This is a genomic window from Bacillus sp. 220_BSPC (genome assembly GCF_001054655.1).
Taxonomy (GTDB): domain Bacteria; phylum Bacillota; class Bacilli; order Bacillales; family DSM-1321; genus Peribacillus; species Peribacillus frigoritolerans.
Genome location: NZ_JVPL01000185.1, coordinates 36,402 through 55,858, shown reverse-complemented (window position 1 = coordinate 55,858; position 19,457 = coordinate 36,402). Strand labels below are relative to the sequence as shown.

The following is a 19,457-nucleotide window of genomic DNA, read 5'->3' as shown; positions in this document are numbered from 1 at the left end:
TGAATCTCATTATTTTCTTCCAATGATCTCCACTTCTGTTTCCATTTCAACTTCAAATTTATCATATACAGTATCCTTCACATGCTGTATCAAGGCTTGAACATCCGCTGCACTTCCATTACCTGTGTTAACGATGAAGTTCCCGTGCATCGGTGAAATCTGAGCTCCGCCAATAGAATGTCCCTTCAGGCCTGCATTCTCGACCAATTTACCAGCATGGTGTGGAAGTGGATTCCTAAATATGCTCCCGGCACATGGAAGATTATACGGCTGGGTATCTTTACGATAATTCTTGTTATTTTGCATTCTTTCAACGATTTCGGTTTTATCCCCCTCTGTCAATTGAAAAATTGCTTCCAGTACGATACCAGGTCTTTTCTTCTGAAGCAGAGAAGTTCGATAAGAAAACTCCATTTCCTCTTTCGAAAGCCAAGCTAGAGTTCCATCTTCAAAAAGAACATGTGCCTGCTTGAGGATTTCACTCATATCGGAACCATGTGCACCAGCGTTCATATAGACTGCTCCGCCGACGGAACCAGGAATCCCACTGGCAAATTCCAATCCTGCATATCCTTTTTTACTGATTTGTACGGAGAGGCTGACAAGTGATACCCCAGCTCCTGCTTTGATCTCCGTCCCATTTATCTCGAGATGATCAAGTCCTCTACCCAATTTAAGCACGGCACCTTCAATTCCGCCATCACTGACCAGCAGGTTCGAGCCCCTGCCAATCACCCTCCACGGCATCCCATTTTCTTTGATGACCTGCATCGTTTTTTCTATATTTTCAATGGATGACGGCATGATGAATAAATCAGCCGGCCCCCCAATTTTCATAGTGGTATGATTTGCAAGCGGTTCCTGTTCAAGAACTTTGCCGATTTTCATTTCAGTTAATTGCTTTATCACATTATCCATGATAAACCTCCTTGTTGTTCCAAAATTCCAAGTTATAATTTTCATTTCCTCTTCCATGAGGTCACTTATATTACAAGATTAATAACGCCTTTTTAGCAGAAAAATGAATAGAAGCAAGCCCCAGTACGGCCTAACCCTCTTATACTATAGTCTAAACAAAGACGTATTGCCAATATTTATTGTGGATTCCCCAACATTCATACATGGTAATATTTAAGCGGCGTTTCATTTATTTCTAAATTTCGGCAAGCCCCACCAAAAAAATGTTTTTCCTGGAAGGGTTTTCAACGTAAAAAAGGGAAGCCCTGCGTTCAACAGGACTTCCCTTTTGCCAAACCACATTTTTTACTTATTTCAGAACCTCGAATATCGGCTAATATTCAGGAGCACCCCAATCGCCATCAACATGAGCGTCAGCGATGAACCGCCATAACTTAAGAGGGGCAAGGTGATACCCGTAACCGGCATAAGTCCCGTTACCACCCCTATATTGATCATCACTTGAATGGCGACCATTGCAATGATTCCCACCGCTACAAGGCTCCCGTATAGATCAGGGGCACCAAGTGCGATCCGAATGCCCCGCCAAAGCATTAGCGCAAATAATAAAATGACAAGAGAACCCCCGATGAAGCCAAGTTCCTCGGAAAGTATGGCAAAAATGAAATCAGTCTGCGGTTCGGGTAAATAGAAAAACTTTTGGCGGCTTTGCCCGAGTCCCAATCCGAACAATCCCCCTGGCCCGATTGCATAAAACGATTGAATCATTTGAAATCCACTGCCCAAAGGGTCTTCCCATGGATCCAGAAAAGACGTGATCCTTTTTATCCGGTAAGGCGCTGACAAAATCAGACCAATAAAACCTGCTACCCCAATTAGCCCCAAGCCGACAAAATGACTGATTCTTGCCCCGGAAATAAAAATCATGACAATGCACGTTCCAACCATTACCGTTCCCGTTCCAAGGTCCGGCTGTAACATGATCAAACCAAATGCCAAAAACACTAAACCCAAGGATGGAAGCATCCCTTTTTTAAAGGAGGTGATCAGCTTTTGCCGTTCTGATAAAAACTTAGCTAAAAAAGCGATCATCGCCAGCTTCATGAACTCAGAGGGTTGGACCGAAAAAGCACCCACACCAATCCAGCTCCTCGAACCATTTCTCGCCATCCCTATACCTGGTACAAGCACAGCCAGTAACATAATGAAACAAATGATGATAAGGATTTTGGCCCATGTCCGCCACGTCCAGTAATCCACATTCATGATGAAAAACATGGCTATGACACCGACGCAGGCAAAAAGCAATTGCCTTTTAGCAAAATAAAACGAATCATCAAATTTATATGTTGCCCAAATGGCACTCGCGCTGTAAACCATGATTAATCCAACAGTCAAAAGACTTAAGGTGACGATAATGAGAATGAGATCAGGATTCGATTTTTTTAATGGCACGGACATCCACCTCTAGGAAGTTTTTAGCCTACGAATATAAACATCAGTGCTGATTGCTTGTCAGCACTTTAGTCAAAAAAAAAGCGATAACGGCTCATTATCGCTTTTTTTCATGGTGTCAACGTAGAAGCAGGTTCACTTCTCTATGCGAAAGCTCTTACTTAAGTTTATGCACGGCCTCCATAAACATGTCTCCTCTTTGCTCAAAAGTTTTATATTGATCCCAGCTTGCACAAGCCGGGGAGAGAAGAATACAGTCGCCTTCATTTGATAATTCAAATGCAGCCGGCACGGCCTTTTCTACATTATCGACACGTTTTATATTCGCTATTCCTATTTCTTTGGCTACCCGTTCAATTTTTTCCGCCGTTTCACCAAAAGTTATCACGGCTTTGACATTTTTCATCGCCGGTTTCAACTCATCAAATTCATTTCCGCGATCCAGACCGCCTGCCAATAAAATGACAGGTTCCGTAAAGGATGTTAACGCTTTGGATGCTGCAAGAATGTTCGTAGCTTTCGAATCATTATAAAATTTACGGTTATCGATCGTTGCCACGAACTGCAGACGGTGCTCCACACCATAAAATGTTTTCAGTACAGTCTGAATGGCTTCATTAGTTACACCCTTCAGCTTGGCCGCTGAGATGGCGGCGAGCACATTTTCCAAATTATGCTTCCCGGGAAGGGCTATCTCTGAAACTTCAATGATTTTTTCCCCTCGGAAACAGGCGGCACCATCTTCCACATAGGCTCCATTCTCATGTTTCACTTCAGCTGAAAAAGGAACAAGTTCAGCCTTGGTCTCTTTCGCCATGGATAAAACAAGATCTTGATCTGCATTATAAATCATGAAATCTGATGCTATTTGATTTTTCGTGATGGCAGCTTTTGCTTCGACATATTCCTGTTTGGAACTGTGATAATCCAAATGTGCATCATACAGATTTGTCACGATTGAGATTTCAGGACGAAATTCGTCTATTCCCATTAACTGAAACGATGATAATTCAATGACGATCGAGTCATCTGGTTTTGCATGTTCAGCAACACCAGATGCCACTGTCCCGATATTACCGGCAATCAGCGGGGATTTTTCACCGGACTTCAACATTTCGTATATCAATGTTGTCGTGGTCGTTTTCCCATTTGTACCAGTGATTCCTATGAAAGGTGCTTCACTTATCTGGTAGGCCAGTTCAACTTCCGTGATAACAGGAATCCCTTTTTCCAATGCCCCTTTTACTATAGGGTTCCGATAGGGAATTCCCGGATTTTTCACGATCAGCTCGAACCCCTCATCCAGAAGCTCGATTGGATGACTGCCGCAGATGACTTTGATTCCCTGTTCAAGAAGTCCTTGAGCCTCAGGATTTTCCGATAATGGCTTCATGTCATTAACCGTCACGAAAGCACCTAATTTATGTAGAAGCGAAGCTGCCATCACTCCGCTTTTTGCCAAACCCAATACTAATATCTTTTTCTCTGAATACTTTGCAGTCTCTTTCAATTATATCCACACCTCTAAATAGATTCCGAGTACCGCACACAGCAGCCCCACTGTCCAGAAAGTGACGACGACACGCCATTCCGACCAGCCGGAAAGCTCATAATGGTGGTGAAGCGGACTCATTTTAAAAATACGTTTACCAGTCGTTTTAAAAGATCCTACCTGAAGGATGACCGAGAGCGTTTCAATGACGAAGACTCCGCCAATGATGACCAGGAGGATTTCAAGCTTCGTTAACAAGGCGATGGTTGCGATCGCTCCCCCAAGGGCCAAGGAACCCGTATCCCCCATGAAAACCTTTGCCGGGTGTGCATTGAATACCAAAAATCCGAGTACTGCACCGACAACCGCCACCGAAAAAATGGCGACATCATATTGTGACTGACTCCAGGCCAAGATGGCAAAAGCACCAAAGGCAATGGCTGATGTCCCTGAGACAAGTCCATCAAGCCCATCCGTCAAATTGACGGCATTTGAAAAGCCTACCAGCCAGAATATAACGATGAACAGATAAAACCAGCCAAAATCAAAAGCAAAGTCAGTGCCTGGAATCGTCAATTCAGGATTAAAACGGTCTGTCTGCTTGAAGACGAAGTAAAAGATGACCGAAATCACAATTTGTCCAAGCAGTTTTTGCTTGGAAGTCAGTCCCAGGTTACGCTTCATGACCACTTTGATGAAGTCATCAAGGAAACCTAATAAACCAAAACCTAAAGTAACGAATAATAATAAATACGTTTCGGTTGAAGGTGCCGAAAATTTCAAAGTCATGACCAGTGTAGCGATGGTAACAGATAATAATATGACCAAACCGCCCATGGTGGGTGTTCCCGTTTTCTTCAAATGCGATTGCGGGCCTTCTTCCCTAATACTTTGCCCGAATTTCAATCTTCTTAAAAACGGGATGAAAATCGGCGAAAGAAGAACGGTTACTAAAAACGCCACCAAAATCGTATAAAAAATCACTTGTTCCAACATTCCTTATTCCCTCATTCCTAACACAATTCAAATATAAAATTCTGCTTGATGTCTTTTCCTATTTGTTGCAGGGCAATTTCAGCCTTGGTTCAAACTGAACCCAAACGACTTTGAATCGCCTTTTCCGCTTCCTCACGGTCATCGAAGTGAAGCACTTCGTCACCGACCAATTGATAGGTTTCATGGCCCTTTCCAGCAATTAATATAACGTCGCCCTCTTCCGCCTTGGAAACTGCGTAAGCTATCGCCTGCCTGCGGTCTTCAATAACCGTATATTCTTTGCCTGCTACACCAGCTTCCATATCGCGGAGGATCTGGGCAGCATCTTCACTGCGTGGATTATCCGAAGTGAAGATCGGGTCAGTCGCCAAGCTGCATGCAATTTGCGCCATGATTGGACGCTTTGTCTTGTCTCGGTCCCCGCCGCAGCCCACTATCACGTAAATTTTCTTTCTAGCAAACTCACCAACAGTCTTTAGAACATTTTCCAAACTGTCCGGAGTATGGGCATAGTCAACAATGACCGGGAAGTCCTGATTCGCTGAAATGAGCTCAAAACGGCCTGCAACACCTTTTATATCCTCGATGGATCTAATGGTCTCATCCAGATCGTTACCGGCGCACAAAGCAGCAGAGATGGCAGAGAGTACATTATAAACACTGAATTTACCAATTAGCTTCAGCTGAATGTATCGCTCTTCTTTACCTGCTGTCAAGGTGAACGATGTGCCATTTGCATCAATTTTTATATCCTTGGCCCTGAGATCCGCTTCATTGTCTATGCCGTATGTAACGACTGTAGCAGCAGTCGCTTTAATGAAATCGGCTGTTGCCTCATCATCAGCATTAAGCACAGCATATTTAGGGCGATTTTCTATGTAAGCATTGCCAAGCTGTGAGAAAAATAAGGACTTTGCCTGCCTGTATCTGTCCATGGTTTTATGAAAATCCAAATGATCCTGTGTGAGATTCGTAAAGACGGCAATATCATAATCACAGCCATGGACGCGCCCAAGCTCAAGTGCATGCGATGAAACTTCCATAATGGCCGTGGAAACGGATGCTTCGGCCATTTCATGAAAAGCCTTCTGCAATGTAACGCTATCTGGCGTCGTATTCTTGGTTTCATATACCGTATCGGCAATTTTTGTATACATCGTGCCAATCAAGCCTGTTTTTTCATGTCGATCCTCGAAAATCTTTTCCAATAAGTGACTGGTCGTCGTCTTTCCATTCGTTCCTGTAATTCCGATCAAGCGCATCTTTTGAGTCGGATGGCCATAAAATGCATCGGCAAGAACTGCCATCGCCCTGCTCGAATCCCTGACTACGATCACGGGAACATCGAGGTCAAGCGGCCTTTCGGCAATGACTGCTGCAGCTCCATGCTCTACAGCAAGTTCGGCAAAATCATGACCATCGACTGTATAACCTTTTATACAAACAAATAAACTTCCGTCTATGACTTTTCGGTTATCATTTTCAATGGAGGTGATTTCAGGATTTTCTCCTTCATACGTAAATAAGGAGTGTAAATAAGATAGTAATTTGTGAAGCTTCATTTTTCCATCCCTCTCAACTTAATTTGAGGATTCATTATATGTGATTAGCCTTGGCTTGTCGAGAAACCAATTTCAATTATACGGGGTTATCCCGACTCCGTAAACAAAGCGGCTGATGATTCTTCAGCCGCTTTAACTATTCATATATTATATTATACTTATTCTGTATTTTCGCCAAGATAAATTCTTATTGTAGAGCCTTGTTTTACTTTAACACCTGGATCTGGGGCTTGATTTATGACTTTATCCCCATTTCCGGCAATATCAAGCTTAAGGTCGATGAGCTGGGTTTGCAACTCTTTTTTGCTGAGACCCACGACGTCGGGTACCTCGACCATGACGGGATCCGTCCAGACCGTTTCCTTCTCAATCTGGTTCTTCCTTGGCTTGACGCCCATGGCCCTAAGTGAATCCTCCATGATATTCCCAACGATCGGTGCGGCAACGACCCCGCCGAATTGTACCGTTCCTTTCGGATTATCCACAGCTATATACACGACTATTTGCGGATCATCCGCTGGAGCGACACCAATGAATGAGAGAATATAATTATTTTCAAGGTATCTGCCATTTTCAGCTTTTTGGGCTGTACCCGTTTTCCCGCCGACGCGGTACGACTCCACGAATGCTCCTTTACCGCTTCCTTGGGCGACAACGGATTCAAGCGCTTCCCGGACTTTCTTCGAGGTTGCTTCTGAAATCACCTTTTTCTTCGCCTGAGGGGTCTTTCGCATTAGCACTTCCCCATTTTTTGGATTCACGAGTTCCTTCGCGATATATGGTGTATACAAAGTCCCGCCATTCACGGCCGCCGATACCGCTGTCACCTGCTGAATGGGCGTTACGGCTACACCTTGTCCAAACGCAGTAGTTGCCTGCTCTACCGGACCCACTCGATCCATGTTGAACATGATTCCTTTTCCTTCTCCGGTTAAATCAATTCCCGTCTTTTGCCCAAAACCGAAATCATTTATATATTTAAACAGCTTGTCTTTACCAAGCCGGTTCCCTAATTCTACAAAACCCGGGTTACATGAGTTCTCCACCACTTCAAGAAAAGTTTGATCCCCATGTCCTCCGCTTTTCCAGCAATGCAGCGTTGATCCTGACACTTCCACATGTCCGGAATCATAAAAATGTTCCTTTTGTAAGTCGACCTTCCCTTCCTCAAGCGCCGCAGCAAGCGTGATGATCTTAAAAGTCGATCCTGGTTCATATATACTCCAAACTGGTAAATTACGATTATACACTTCTGAGGGGACATTTTGAAAATTGGCAGGGTCGAAGGTTGGCCTGCTGGACATTGCCAATATTTCCCCTGTGTTCGGGTCCATTGCAATGGCAATTATACCATCGGGATCATATGTCGCCTCCGCATTATCGAGCTCCCTCTCCACAATTGTTTGGATTTTGCTATCGATGGTCAGCTTCAAGTTATCACCATCAACAGGGGGCTTATAGTCATCGGCCATATTCTCAAGCCTTTTCCCTTTTGCATCGGAGTAAAATTTAACGAACCCTTTTTCCCCGCTTAGTTCCTTATCATAAGACAATTCAATACCCATCAACCCTTGATTGTCAGAGCCTGTAAAGCCAAGAACATGTGAAAGGTATTCACCAAATGGGTAATGGCGCTTTGAATCTTCAGCGATATATACACCCTTTATCCCTAATGCCTTAATTTCCTTCGCCTTTTCGTGAGATATCTTTCTGCCTTCCGGAATTCTGACGCTCATCGCCTGTTTCGTTAACCATTGATAAGCCTTTTCCTTTGTCATATCCAATATTGAAGCAAGCTGTTCCGCCGTCTCCCCAGGATTCTCAATCTGTCTTGGGATGACATACACTGTTGGCGCAGATATATTCGTTGCCAGCTCGACACCATTCCGATCAAGGATTTCTCCTCGTTTGGCTTCAAAAGGAATATTCCTGCTCCAGGAATCTTTAGCCAGCCCCGTCAACTTATCCCCTAGATAAAACTGTACAATTCCCAATCGGATATCAATGATAAAAAAAACAACGATACCGATCGCCAATGCGATTGCCAGCCGTTTTCGGACAGTAACATTCGAAACACGCAAAAACAGGCACCTCCATTTCATACATGCTTCAATATATGCTTGTCTACTCGATGCTAGACTAGAAAATTCGAAAGAAATAAAGAGGGGATCCAATTGGATCCCCTCTTTGTCTTCACTCTGTTTTCTCTTTTGTCGGTATATCTTCACCAGCCCCATCTGGCTGGGATAATTCAATATTGAAGGTTTCCCCTTCATTAACCTTTTTCCCGGCCTCAAGACTCTGTTTACTCACGTATCCCGTACCTTCGGTTTTCAGATCCAGTTTTGCAACCTTAGCCAATTTCATGACATCGCGCAAGGACCATCCCTTCATGTCAGGAACTTTCATTTCGCCGTCCGTCCTGAGGATTATCTTTTCACCCTGTAAGAGTACACTCCCCGCTTTCGGGGATTGGTCGAGCACTTTACGTCCACTTCCGATCGTACTTACATCATAACCAAGTTCCTTCAGTTCTGTAACAGCTGAACTCTCGGTTTGATTCGTATAGTCTTTGATTTTATTTGCTTTTTGTTTTTTAACTTCAGAAGGTTTTATGTTTAGATATTGCAGGCTATTTTGCATGACAGGATTAAATATCTCTGACAATGGATCAGCCCCAACATAAGATACACCTAACTTGGGCTGCTTGACCGCCACATACATGACCAACTGCGGATCATCTTTTGGAGCCATTCCTAAAAAGGAGAACACATAGTTATTTTTCCCTTCTAAATATCTACCTGTCGGACCCGCAATTTGTGCAGTACCGGTTTTCCCCGCTACTTGATATCCATCAATGGCATATTTTTTCCCTGTTCCTTTTTTCGCAGAAATTACCGTTTCCAAATAATCACGTACTTGTTTTGCAGTTTCTGCCGAAATCGGTTGCCCTGTCACTTTCGGCTTAGTCGTTTTCAAAATTTTTCCGGTATCCTGATCGGAAATGCTTTTTATCACGTACGGCCGCATCATTTTTCCGTCATTGGCTATTGCGGATGCAGCTTGGATTTGTTGAATCGGTGTAACGGTCGAACCCTGTCCAAAGGAGGTAGTCACTTTTTCAAGCTTATACTTGTATTGAATTTTTCCGGTTATCTCGTTTGGCAGGTCAATTCCCGTTTTTTTATCAAATCCGAACTTAGTCAAATACTCTCGGAACGTATCGGCTCCTATTTTATCCATTGCAAGTGTGGCAAAAGCGACGTTCGAGGAACGTTGAACCCCTTCCAGAAAGGTCATGCTCTTTCCTCTTTCGATTCCGCTATGGTCCCCGATTTTACCCGATCCGGCTTTGTAGGTTCCTGCAACAAAGCTTTCATTCGGATTAAAGACCCCTTCCTCAACAGCCGCGGCAAGGGTGAAGGTTTTCATGGTTGAACCCGGTTCGAAGGTTTCTTCAATTGCCAGGTTACGCCATGTATCCGTTAGGCCGACTTTCGTTGTCGGATGGAAGGTGGGCCTTTGCCCCATCGCCACAATTTCCCCCGTTTTGGGATTGGAGACAATCGCTATGATTTGTTCGGGATCGTATTTTTCCTGCACCTTGCTCATCGAGTCTTCCAAGAATGTTTGTATTTTCTTGTCGATCGTAAGCATGACATCATTGCCATTATCAGGAGCAACGACCTTTTCCTTCTTATCCGGTAAGAGGAAACCCCATGAGTCACTGTCATATGTCAGCTTCCCATCCGTTTCCTGCAATTCTTTATTGAGGTACCTTTCGATGCCGAACTTACCAGCCATTTCTTCCGTTTTTTCATCCTTTTCTACATAGCCAATCAGATGGGAGGCGAAAATCCCATTCGGATAAAAACGTTTATTGGTCCTTCCGAATGTAATTCCCGGCAGTTCCAATTTTTCTATTTTCTGCTTGACGACCTGAGTCAAATCCTTGCCGGCACTGCCAAACTCCACTTGGTATGCCCCTTTTTTCGTAAGTCTTTCATAGATGTCCTGTTCATCCATGTCGATATATTTAGCAAGCTCATTCGCGGTCTTCTCCGGATCCTTGACATGCTCCGGCTCCTTTTCACTAAGTACTGCCCTTAAGATATAGGAGGAAGTATCTTCGGCGATGACTTCACCTTTTGTATCGAGTATGCTTCCCCTTTTTGCTTCTATGACCTGTTTTTTTTCATATTTCTTGTCGATTTTCGAAGCCAGTACCTCCCCGCCAGCTGTACCCGTCACCTGAATATACAAAAAGCGGCAGACTAAAACAAAAAAGAGCAGGCCGAATAAGAAGAATAATCCGGCTGCCCCATGCTTCATATTTTTTTGTTTCTGCATTATCACTGCACACCCTTCACATTATTCTCATTTAACTTGAACCCTAGCGCTGCAGCTTTTTTCCAAATTCTCTCGTATGTACTAAGTTCAGCAACCTGCACTTTTAAATCATCATTCACTTTACCCTGTTCTTCAATCGATGTTTCCACTAGCTGGATCTCTTTATTCGTTTCATAGATGGCCGCTTGATTAGAGACTATTTTCACTCCCATGAAGGTGACCATGATAGCAAGGGCACATAGTAAGAAAACTTCACCAATGGATATCTTCGCTTTACGGATGACCACTGTTTGCTGTGTCTGTTGCTGCTGTTGGTCTTCATATTGCAGTTCTTGTACTTTTTTGGCTATGGAACTCATTCATGTTCCCCCTCACTGATTTTTTTCTGTAATCATTGCTTTTCGGCGATTCTTAGCTTAGCCGACCGGGAACGATTATTCCCTTCCAATTCTTCTTCTGAAGGTAAAATCGGTTTTCTCGTAATTATTTTCATAGTTGGCTTGAATTCATCCGGGATAACTGGAAGTCCAGGCGGAAGATCCGGCATGCTACTGGCCTTTTTAAATACCGTTTTACAAATTCTATCTTCGAGCGAATGGAATGTAATGACAGATATTCTTCCCTCTTTATCCAAAAGCGAAATGGCCTGCTCCAGGGAATCTTCAAAGACACCAAGTTCGTCATTCACAGCGATCCTTATTGCTTGGAACACTCGTTTCGCAGGGTGCCCGCCTTTACGTCTTGCCGGGGCCGGTATCCCATCCTTAATTAATTCCACAAGTTCGAACGTCGTTTCAATCGGTTTTATTTCACGTGCCGCTTCAATTTTCCTGGCAATTTGTTTCGAAAACTTTTCTTCTCCATATTGGAAGAAAATTCTCAACAAATCATGGAATGACCAAGTATTCACGACATCATAGGCAGAAATGGCAGCACTTTGGTCCATCCTCATATCCAGAGGTGCATCATGGTTATAGCTGAAACCACGCTCCGGTGTATCCAATTGTGGGGATGACACACCTAAATCATAAAGGATCCCGTCCACTTTCTCGATTCCCCGGGCATTCAACTCTTCTTTTAAGTATTTAAAATTATTAGGAACAAGAACAATACGTTCGCCATAGCTTTCCAATTTTTCCTTAGCATTCCGAATCGCCGTTTCGTCCTGATCAAAAGCATAAAGCCTGCCCTTGTCAGAGAGCTGTGAAAGTAAGTATTCGCTGTGACCGGCTCCTCCTAAAGTACAATCCACATAAATTCCATCAGGTTTGATGTTCAATCCATCAACCGTCTCTTTTAATAACACTGTTGTATGTTGAAACATGCTAGACATCCTTCCAATCGGTTATTGAGTGACTCTATATCTGAGGGCAGCCTTAAATATCAAAGCCAATCATATTTTCTGCTATCTCAGCGAAAGAATCCTCCGAAGCTGAAAAATAGTTTTCCCAAAGGGATTTGCTCCAAATCTCAATACGATTGGTAACACCAAGAATTACACATTCTTTTTCCAATTGGCCATATGAAGTAAGCGGCGTGGGGATATTAATTCGCCCTTGTTTATCAATTTCGCATTCTGTAGCTGCAGAAAAGAAAAAACGGGTAAAGGCTCGGGCATCTTTTTTTGTTAAAGGCAGGGCTTTCAGCTTTTCTTCTAGCAGCTTCCACTCTTCCATAGGGTAACCAAATAAACATTGATCGAGTCCGCGGGTAAGGACAAATTGCTCCCCGAGATTTTCCCTGAATTTCACCGGGACTATCAAACGGCCCTTTATATCGATGTTATGATGGTACTCTCCCATGAACATACCCAATACCCCCACATTCTAATCTCAATGTACCACATTCCCCCACCTTTCTCCACTTGTTTTTACTTTCTCCTTCCAAGTAAAAATTACCTTCTTTTCTTATTAAGTTTATTTAGCCAAATTATTCAAAGAAACGTGCATTTCCCTCGAATGCACTCAAACTAAGACGCAGGCCCACTATTACTGTCGAAGCCCCGCCTGACAAGTACTCAGGAAACAGAAAAAAGACAGGCTTTAGCACCTGTCTTTTTTCACATTTCAATCCCTCCATCAGGATTGGTTTGTGGCAACCGTATTCAAAATGATCTATCCGCCACTTTTCCCCAAAACGGATGGTTTTTCTAAATGAAAATCAATTTATGCTGATTATTGAAGCGATAGTCCAGTTTCATCATATCCCTTACGAGCTCTGGCCCATATTGATTCAAGTAATAAAACACATTCCAAATCCTCTCCTGGGGTGATTCGAGAGGGTACAGCGAATTTGCTATCCGATCATATTTTTTCAAGATGACCGAATGTCGTTCCTTTGTACGGTCACCGATTTTGCCATACATGAAATTCAATTGCTTTTGAATGAATTCAATGTTCTTGTTCAACATCGGCTCGAGTCCTCTATCCAAAGAGACAGCGTGGACAAATAGCTTTTCATGGTTCTCTTCAAGCTGTGATTTCAGCGTCCCGAACAGGGTGTCAATCGTCTCATCTTTAACGGAATCAAGGTAACTTTCCACAGCATTAGCGGTCCCTTCAGTCAGAACAGTTTCCAAACTGAGTTCCATTTCTTCAAGGTCGCTTTGGATACTCCGCTCCACCAGCGTGATGTTTAACCTAGGAATGATTGGCGGCATCTTCATGGAAAACAACTCAAACACCTTTTTTAATTCTGCCCAATAGGCTATTTCCCCTGGCCCAGAAATGAAAGCCAATACAGGGAAAAGCATTTCCTGCATGAGCGGGCGTGTAATGACATTGTTGCTTAATCGTTCTGGATGATTTCTGGCTATCTGCAAGAGTTCATCTCCGGTAAATGATACCTCACCGTTTTTTCCGCTGAAACCGCCTTCTACACGTTCGAGTAAACATCGATCTTTTTTTTCTGGATCATAATAAAATAAATTAGCGGCCTGTTTATCCATTTCAATCATTTTTGCATACCCTTTTGCATGCATGAATGATTGCTGTTCCTCGACCACTTCAGCAATCCGTCCACTTTCATTGACCATCGATTCAAAGTATGTCTTCTCGATTCGCCTTAAATCCGGATCTCCGGCATCGACTAGTAAAAGGCCATATTCTTTGAACCATTCATGAATCAGCTCGGCGAAGAAATCGACGAAAGTATTCGATCTCTTAATGGTTTCCTTCATATCAATCAGGAGTTTGTTCGTAAATTCCGTTTCTCCATATGTTTCAATGATTTCCTCAAGCCACTTCTCTGCCTTTTCCGTTTCCAGCTCCACATCGGAAACCATTGTTTTATATGGCTGGTAGGAAGGGTAGGTTTTTTTATCGGGTTTTCCGTTTTTCATAACATAAACATGATTGACTTCAGCCAAATCATGATCTTCTCCAGCTATCCAAAAAACCGGAATGACTGGCTGCCCCAGTTTTTTTTCCTGTTCTTCCGCAAGCTTAATGATCGATATCACTTTATGAATGGTATACAGCGGCCCTGATAATAACCCTGCCTGCTGTCCTCCAATCACAACCACGGAATCATCCCTGCGCAACCTTTCAATATTACCCTTAACTGCCTCACTGAATGAAAGACGAGACATGTATTGTTGTATGTAATCCGACAATTCATCACGTGAAAAAGAGCGGTTCATCAATTCTTCATATCTATTGAGATAAATGTCAGGCTTAGACAAGTCATAGTGAAAATAATCCTCCGCTTCAAAACGGTTTTGTAAATAGTCCGATGCAAAACGGTTTAAAGATGGTAACGCGAGATCTTTCATCTCCATTTCTGTTCTCCCTTTCTCTGCAACTACAATTCTTTTTAGAGTATAACATTCCGGTTTAAGAAAACAAAAGAAGTTGCCCAGCAGCAGAAAATTGATGCGATGTTCTATGTTATGTAGTCAATATCTTCGTAATACTTGTAATTATTCCAATGGAAAACAATAGAAGGTAAGCCACGAAAAAGAAGGCGAAGTTCACTCTCCAAAAACCCTTTAATACCTTATGGAAAATGATTTCTTCTTTTACCTTGTAATGGACAAGAACCACCACGAATGCGTTGATGATCATGATGAGCATGATCACCCAAAGAATTTGCATATCCCAAATCGTAATGATCAAATAATGGACGGATAATACGAATAGTAGCGTACTCATGTCCATTGCAAATTGAACGGAGCGCCGATGGTTTCCAGTGAATTGTTTGGCACCTATAAAAAAAAGTATATACCCTACGAAAGGCAAGGTAATAAATATCGCGGCAAGACTTGAAACTACGTACGGCACATCCTCATCCCCCCTGAGACTCTTTTCCTTTGACCATCTTATATAGAGAAGACGTCAGGCAATCACTTTTCCCTTTACTCTTTGCCTCCGAGAGGATATGACCCAAAATGGCATCAATTTCCGTTTTACGGCCATTTTCTAAATCTTTTAGCATGGACGATCGATTTTCAGCAGTTGCCATGCAAACGGATTTCACATGTTCAAATGACTCATCCTTATTTTGAACTTCCAAAATACCGGAGATTTCCCCAAAAAGATCTTGAAATAATTGGTTGTGAAAAGAGTTAGTGATTAAACCGCCATTTTCCACACCAAGTATCGCCGTTAATGGATTTATCACCGCATTGACGACAAGTTTATCCATCAGCATCGAGTGAAAATCTTCACTCGTCGTAAAAGGAAAATGATCGATCCTTTCATTCACGAGCGATAGTTGCCCAAGTTCCCCTCTAAAGGAAGCGATCCTTGTAATGCCAAGCCCCGTATGCTCCACGGTATTCCCGTCATGTTTCAATGCTCCATGCTCCACTACCCCCACATATATGGTCGGGGATTGAAGCTGCTTTAAATAAGAAATATGCCCATAGCCATTCTGCAAGAATAGCAATGGAACCTTAATACCTTTGATCCTAGGCAGTATTTGCGGCAGGTGATATTGCTTGACGGCCACTATAAGAAGATCCACATCCGATATCCCTTCATCCAGCCCTTTGGAAATGATGCCCGTCAGCAGTCGGTTTTCACCATCCGCAATAAGACGGATTCCATCACGTTGGATGATGGACGCCTGATCCGCAGTATGAGTATAGAGAGTCACATTATGTTTTTCACTTAAATGGGACGCAAACAGCAGCCCTATGGCCCCTCCGCCAATGATTCCAATTCTCATAATAACCTTCCTTACTTTTTGAAATATATTTACTATTTTATCACATTATCTTTTTTAGCCTGCACCAATTTTCCCATCGTTGGAAAACGCAGCCAATCTGATTGAATGAAACGATGGAACTGCCATTATCGATGGCTCATCATAAAATACCAATGGAAAGAATGATTAATACGCCATTGAAGATATATTTTCTTCTTTAAGTGTTAATTTAATGGTATATTAGATACGAAAAGCTTAGCCATTTTGAAGACTTTACAGGAACAAAAGATAACTCCAAACTCACCCGAAGAGAAATTGAAGGGAAAAGGGCGGGGGATAAAAGGCTATAAGCATTTAGTCAGCTAGGATAAGTCGATGATGTCATACTAGATTTAACCTAAGTTGAAATTCCACATGGCAAAGATCAGTGGGATGACTTTCAAAGGGTACTATCGGAAGAGGTTTATCAGAATTAAGGGGGAGCTTTTTTATGGAATACAAGGTTGAACGATTACTTGTAAATTTTAAAACGCTTGAGGAATTCAAAAAATTCAAAGAATATGGGATACAGGAACTGTCCATGCTAGATGATTTAGAGGGTAACATCATCGAAAATGACAGCCAATCACCTTTTTACGGAATCTTTTATGGCGATAAACTTGTAGCTCGCATGAGCCTGTATAAAAGAAGCGCTAAATTCGACCAGTATTTTGACAATTCCAGGGATTTCCTTGTTCTTTGGAAACTTGAAGTCCTGCCTAACTATCAGAAAAAAGGTTATGGAAGAGCTTTGGTCGAATTCGCCAAAAGCCTGAACATGCCTATCAAAACCAACCCAAGAGTCCATTCACAAGACTTTTGGAAAAAGATGGGTTTTTCTGCTGTTTCCTATGACTTGGACAGGGACCTCGGAGAAAACCCGCTGATTTGGAGCCCATTTGACATACAAGATAAGAAAGAAATAGATACACAAGAATAAGGAAGCATCAAGAAAATGCGGGCGGATTTTCCCACCCGCATTTTTTATTTATTGACCCTTTCCAAATTACCATTCTTATCCATTTGAAAACTCACCTTCGGATTCGCCTTTTCGTCCTCCTGGACACTAAGTTTTCTTGCGCGCTCCATGATCTGCATTAACGCACGATAATCTTCCTCAACAGCTTTCAGGTTTTCCTTAAGCAGGACATTCTCTTCCAGTAATCGGACATTTTCCCGTTCAAGAAATAGGGAACGCTCAGAAATCCGTTCTTTTTCCTTATTATCAAGCTGAAAGAATTCATCCATTTTGGTTAAATATAATATAACTTCCTGAAGGGTAATAGATTCTTTATCTTCATGCTCGGGCGTTATTTCTTCAATCGTGACATTTTCGACCGCTGCAATCGAATCCCTTTCCACTTCAGGATTATTGACTACCTGTTCCTTCCTTTGTTTTTTCGCCAGCTCTATCCCTGATTTATATTGCTTCCTAACAAAGGAATTCCAACGGAACCCACAAGCAGCAGATGTCCTTGATAACTGTTTCCCCACTTCTTCAAACGCCTTTAATTGTGTACTGCCTTCCCGTATATGCCTCAGTACCACTTCAGCCAACAACAGATCCTCATCATGAGTCCATGCATCTTGTCTCGCAATCGTCATCTCTCTACCTCCTTAGCAAGTTTTAATTCATAATATGCACATGCTAGGAAAGATAGAAGATATATAGAGCGTGTAATATTTATTTTTTCTTATTTAGAAAACGCTCGACTGCAGCATGGTGCTCATCACTCGCCCACAGTTTGGAACATTCACGGATTTCCGCATCCATTCTTCCTTTAAGCCCGCTATCCTGCCATTTATGGACCAGCAATCGTTTATAGGCCATCAATACCCCTGTCTCATGGCGAAGAAAATCTTCCGCAAACCATTCCCATCCATCCGTACCTTCTCCGACTACCTCATCTACGAAACCAAGTTCCTTCGCTTCCTCAGCTTTATGTATTTTTGCATCCAATAATAGCTTTAGCGCTTTTTGCTCTGGTATTTTTTCAAGTAAGAGCGAAGCTCCGCCCCAGCCAGTCGTTATTCCTAGAGTACCTTGTACAAACCCTAGCCTAGCTTCCCTCTTTGCTAACCTGAAATCACAAGCTGTCGCTATTTCGCATCCGCCGCCGAAAGCACTTCCATTGATTAGCGCCATTGTCGGTTTTGGGAAAACTGCTAGTTTATACAGAATTTCACCCATTTTCGATAACATAAAAAAGGCCTCTTCTTCTGTATGCAAATCCTGAAATTCCCTTAGATCCCCGCCTGAACAGAACGCCTCAGAGCCCGCGCCGGTCAGGACCAGCAACTTAACTTCATCATCGCTTGCAGCTTCCGACAATATCGACTCAAGTTCGTCCATCAGCTGATAATTCACGGCATTCCTTTTCTCCGGTCTATTAAATAGGAGCTTCATGAAACCGCGTTTATCCATTTCAACTTCAATCACCTGACCCATGTAAACACCTTCTCCAAAATCATCGGCAAACGCTAATGATTCGAAATATTCTGCCAAATATATTTGTAAAAAAAGCACAGAGAAAAATCCCTGCGCTTTGATTAGCGTGTTGCATCAAGAGAGCTAAGCTCTCAAGTAGGTCAAGAAATTATTTTGCGACAACTTCTTTTCCTTTATATGTTCCACATTCTTTACAAACGTGATGTGAAAGAGTCATTCCACCACAGCTCGGGCATTCTACCATACCAGGTACTTGAAGCTTGAAGTGCGTACGACGTTTTCTTTTTACAGTTTTCGACGTTCTTCTAAAAGGTACAGCCATTATTCCCACCTCCTTAAAAAATATAAAAAAGCTGGAAAAATCGGATTAACGATTTTTCGTTCCAATCAAGATTCTTTATTGTTGTCAAAAAAGTCGGCAAGCTTTGCAAATCTCGGATCAACCTTATGCTCATTTTCCTCTTCGGAAATAACAGCCCAGTCTTTCCCAGATTGAGGAGCAGCTTCATTCGAATCGACATCCTCACAAAAAACCTGCATCGGAATTTCTAGCAATAAATTTTCTTTAATTACCGGTATTAGGTCTACAACGTCGCCTTCCACAACAGTGACATCATCTCCGTAGAAATCTGTGCCATCTGCCTTTAAAAGAAAGGTTTCCTTTGTATCAATATCAATCGGATATTTAACGTCTACCAGTGTACGGGAGCAAGGTAATGTTAATTCACCTGAAAGATGCAAGTGAAAAGTAATCTCGGTCGAGCTGATATCAGCTCTTCCTGCTACTCTGATCGGAGAAACATCGCGAATTTGCGGGTCTCTTTCTCTAATGTCCAAGACATCCACCAGTTCATCAAACCGTAAATCTTTGTCCCGAATTTTTTGAAGTTGACTAATCGTCCATTTCAAATGAAATCACCTCAAGGCAACAAAAATAATTATAGCTTTCAATTATAAGTTTGTCAATATTTTTTCTTTACACTATAATGTAGTCATCCTAACTGATTGTCTAAGTTTTATGAATCATTTCTAACAAAAAATCCAGACG

18 protein-coding genes are annotated in these 19,457 nt (G+C 42.5%); 1 reads left to right on the top strand and 17 read right to left on the bottom strand.

Going from position 1 to position 19,457, the window contains the following annotated elements; translation table 11 throughout:
* Positions 1 to 9 precede the first annotated feature (9 nt).
* The 13 genes from murB to ADA55_RS13335 all read right to left on the bottom strand — a co-directional run bounded on the left by murB (position 10) and on the right by ADA55_RS13335 (position 15,942).
* Positions 10 to 918 (bottom strand): UDP-N-acetylmuramate dehydrogenase, encoded by a 909-nt coding sequence (gene murB, locus ADA55_RS13395; protein WP_034313894.1) that lies wholly within the window; start codon positions 916 to 918, stop codon positions 10 to 12.
* A 354-nt stretch (positions 919 to 1,272) separates the two neighbouring features.
* On the bottom strand, positions 1,273 to 2,379 hold the full coding sequence (spoVE, locus tag ADA55_RS13390) for a stage V sporulation protein E (protein ID WP_034313896.1): 1,107 nt from the start codon (positions 2,377 to 2,379) through the stop codon (positions 1,273 to 1,275).
* Positions 2,380 to 2,530: 151 nt separating this feature from the next.
* A complete protein-coding gene (gene murD / locus ADA55_RS13385) occupies positions 2,531 to 3,883 on the bottom strand; it encodes a UDP-N-acetylmuramoyl-L-alanine--D-glutamate ligase (RefSeq protein ID WP_048684588.1) in 1,353 nt (450 codons plus the stop codon).
* Complete coding sequence (gene mraY / locus ADA55_RS13380) at positions 3,884 to 4,861, bottom strand: phospho-N-acetylmuramoyl-pentapeptide-transferase (RefSeq protein WP_034313901.1); 978 nt, start codon at positions 4,859 to 4,861, stop codon at positions 3,884 to 3,886.
* An 89-nt stretch (positions 4,862 to 4,950) separates the two neighbouring features.
* Positions 4,951 to 6,423, bottom strand: coding sequence for a UDP-N-acetylmuramoyl-L-alanyl-D-glutamate--2,6-diaminopimelate ligase (locus ADA55_RS13375; RefSeq protein ID WP_048684585.1), 1,473 nt, complete (start codon positions 6,421 to 6,423; stop codon positions 4,951 to 4,953).
* 158 nt (positions 6,424 to 6,581) lie between these two features.
* Positions 6,582 to 8,504, bottom strand: a complete 1,923-nt coding sequence (locus ADA55_RS13370) for a stage V sporulation protein D (protein ID WP_034313905.1) — start codon at positions 8,502 to 8,504, stop codon at positions 6,582 to 6,584.
* Positions 8,505 to 8,616: 112 nt separating this feature from the next.
* Complete coding sequence (locus ADA55_RS13365; protein WP_048684583.1) at positions 8,617 to 10,773, bottom strand: penicillin-binding protein; 2,157 nt, start codon at positions 10,771 to 10,773, stop codon at positions 8,617 to 8,619.
* 2 nt (positions 10,774 to 10,775) lie between these two features.
* A complete protein-coding gene (ftsL, locus tag ADA55_RS13360) occupies positions 10,776 to 11,132 on the bottom strand; it encodes a cell division protein FtsL (protein WP_048684582.1) in 357 nt (118 codons plus the stop codon).
* A gap of 32 nt (positions 11,133 to 11,164) precedes the next feature.
* Positions 11,165 to 12,097 carry a 16S rRNA (cytosine(1402)-N(4))-methyltransferase RsmH gene (gene rsmH, locus ADA55_RS13355; RefSeq protein ID WP_034313911.1) on the bottom strand — a complete coding sequence of 311 codons (933 nt, stop codon included), beginning with the start codon at positions 12,095 to 12,097 and terminating at the stop codon, positions 11,165 to 11,167.
* 52 nt (positions 12,098 to 12,149) lie between these two features.
* Entirely contained in the window at positions 12,150 to 12,581 is a 432-nt protein-coding gene (gene mraZ / locus ADA55_RS13350) for a division/cell wall cluster transcriptional repressor MraZ (RefSeq protein WP_034313914.1), read from the bottom strand.
* A gap of 341 nt (positions 12,582 to 12,922) precedes the next feature.
* Positions 12,923 to 14,551: a bacillithiol biosynthesis cysteine-adding enzyme BshC gene (gene bshC, locus ADA55_RS13345; protein WP_048684580.1), complete on the bottom strand. Its 1,629-nt coding sequence runs from the start codon at positions 14,549 to 14,551 to the stop codon at positions 12,923 to 12,925.
* A 109-nt stretch (positions 14,552 to 14,660) separates the two neighbouring features.
* Positions 14,661 to 15,053, bottom strand: a complete 393-nt coding sequence (locus ADA55_RS13340; RefSeq protein ID WP_048684577.1) for a DUF3397 domain-containing protein — start codon at positions 15,051 to 15,053, stop codon at positions 14,661 to 14,663.
* A gap of 4 nt (positions 15,054 to 15,057) precedes the next feature.
* Complete coding sequence (locus ADA55_RS13335; protein WP_048684575.1) at positions 15,058 to 15,942, bottom strand: 2-dehydropantoate 2-reductase; 885 nt, start codon at positions 15,940 to 15,942, stop codon at positions 15,058 to 15,060.
* 469 nt (positions 15,943 to 16,411) lie between these two features.
* Between ADA55_RS13335 and ADA55_RS13330 the strand changes: the two genes are divergently transcribed.
* A complete protein-coding gene (locus tag ADA55_RS13330; protein WP_048684574.1) occupies positions 16,412 to 16,900 on the top strand; it encodes an N-acetyltransferase in 489 nt (162 codons plus the stop codon).
* Between the two features lie 44 nt (positions 16,901 to 16,944).
* Here ADA55_RS13330 and ADA55_RS13325 read toward each other — a convergent pair whose 3' ends face one another.
* From ADA55_RS13325 to ADA55_RS13310, 4 genes are all read right to left on the bottom strand, one after another.
* The gene (locus tag ADA55_RS13325) at positions 16,945 to 17,565 is read right to left on the bottom strand and encodes an RsfA family transcriptional regulator (protein WP_048684572.1); all 621 of its coding nucleotides are present in this window, start codon (positions 17,563 to 17,565) and stop codon (positions 16,945 to 16,947) included.
* A 79-nt stretch (positions 17,566 to 17,644) separates the two neighbouring features.
* A complete protein-coding gene (locus ADA55_RS13320; protein WP_311765529.1) occupies positions 17,645 to 18,487 on the bottom strand; it encodes an enoyl-CoA hydratase/isomerase family protein in 843 nt (280 codons plus the stop codon).
* Positions 18,488 to 18,557: 70 nt separating this feature from the next.
* A complete protein-coding gene (gene rpmF, locus ADA55_RS13315) occupies positions 18,558 to 18,731 on the bottom strand; it encodes a 50S ribosomal protein L32 (protein WP_034313929.1) in 174 nt (57 codons plus the stop codon).
* Positions 18,732 to 18,796: 65 nt separating this feature from the next.
* Positions 18,797 to 19,318, bottom strand: coding sequence for a YceD family protein (locus ADA55_RS13310; protein ID WP_048684570.1), 522 nt, complete (start codon positions 19,316 to 19,318; stop codon positions 18,797 to 18,799).
* Positions 19,319 to 19,457 lie beyond the last annotated feature (139 nt).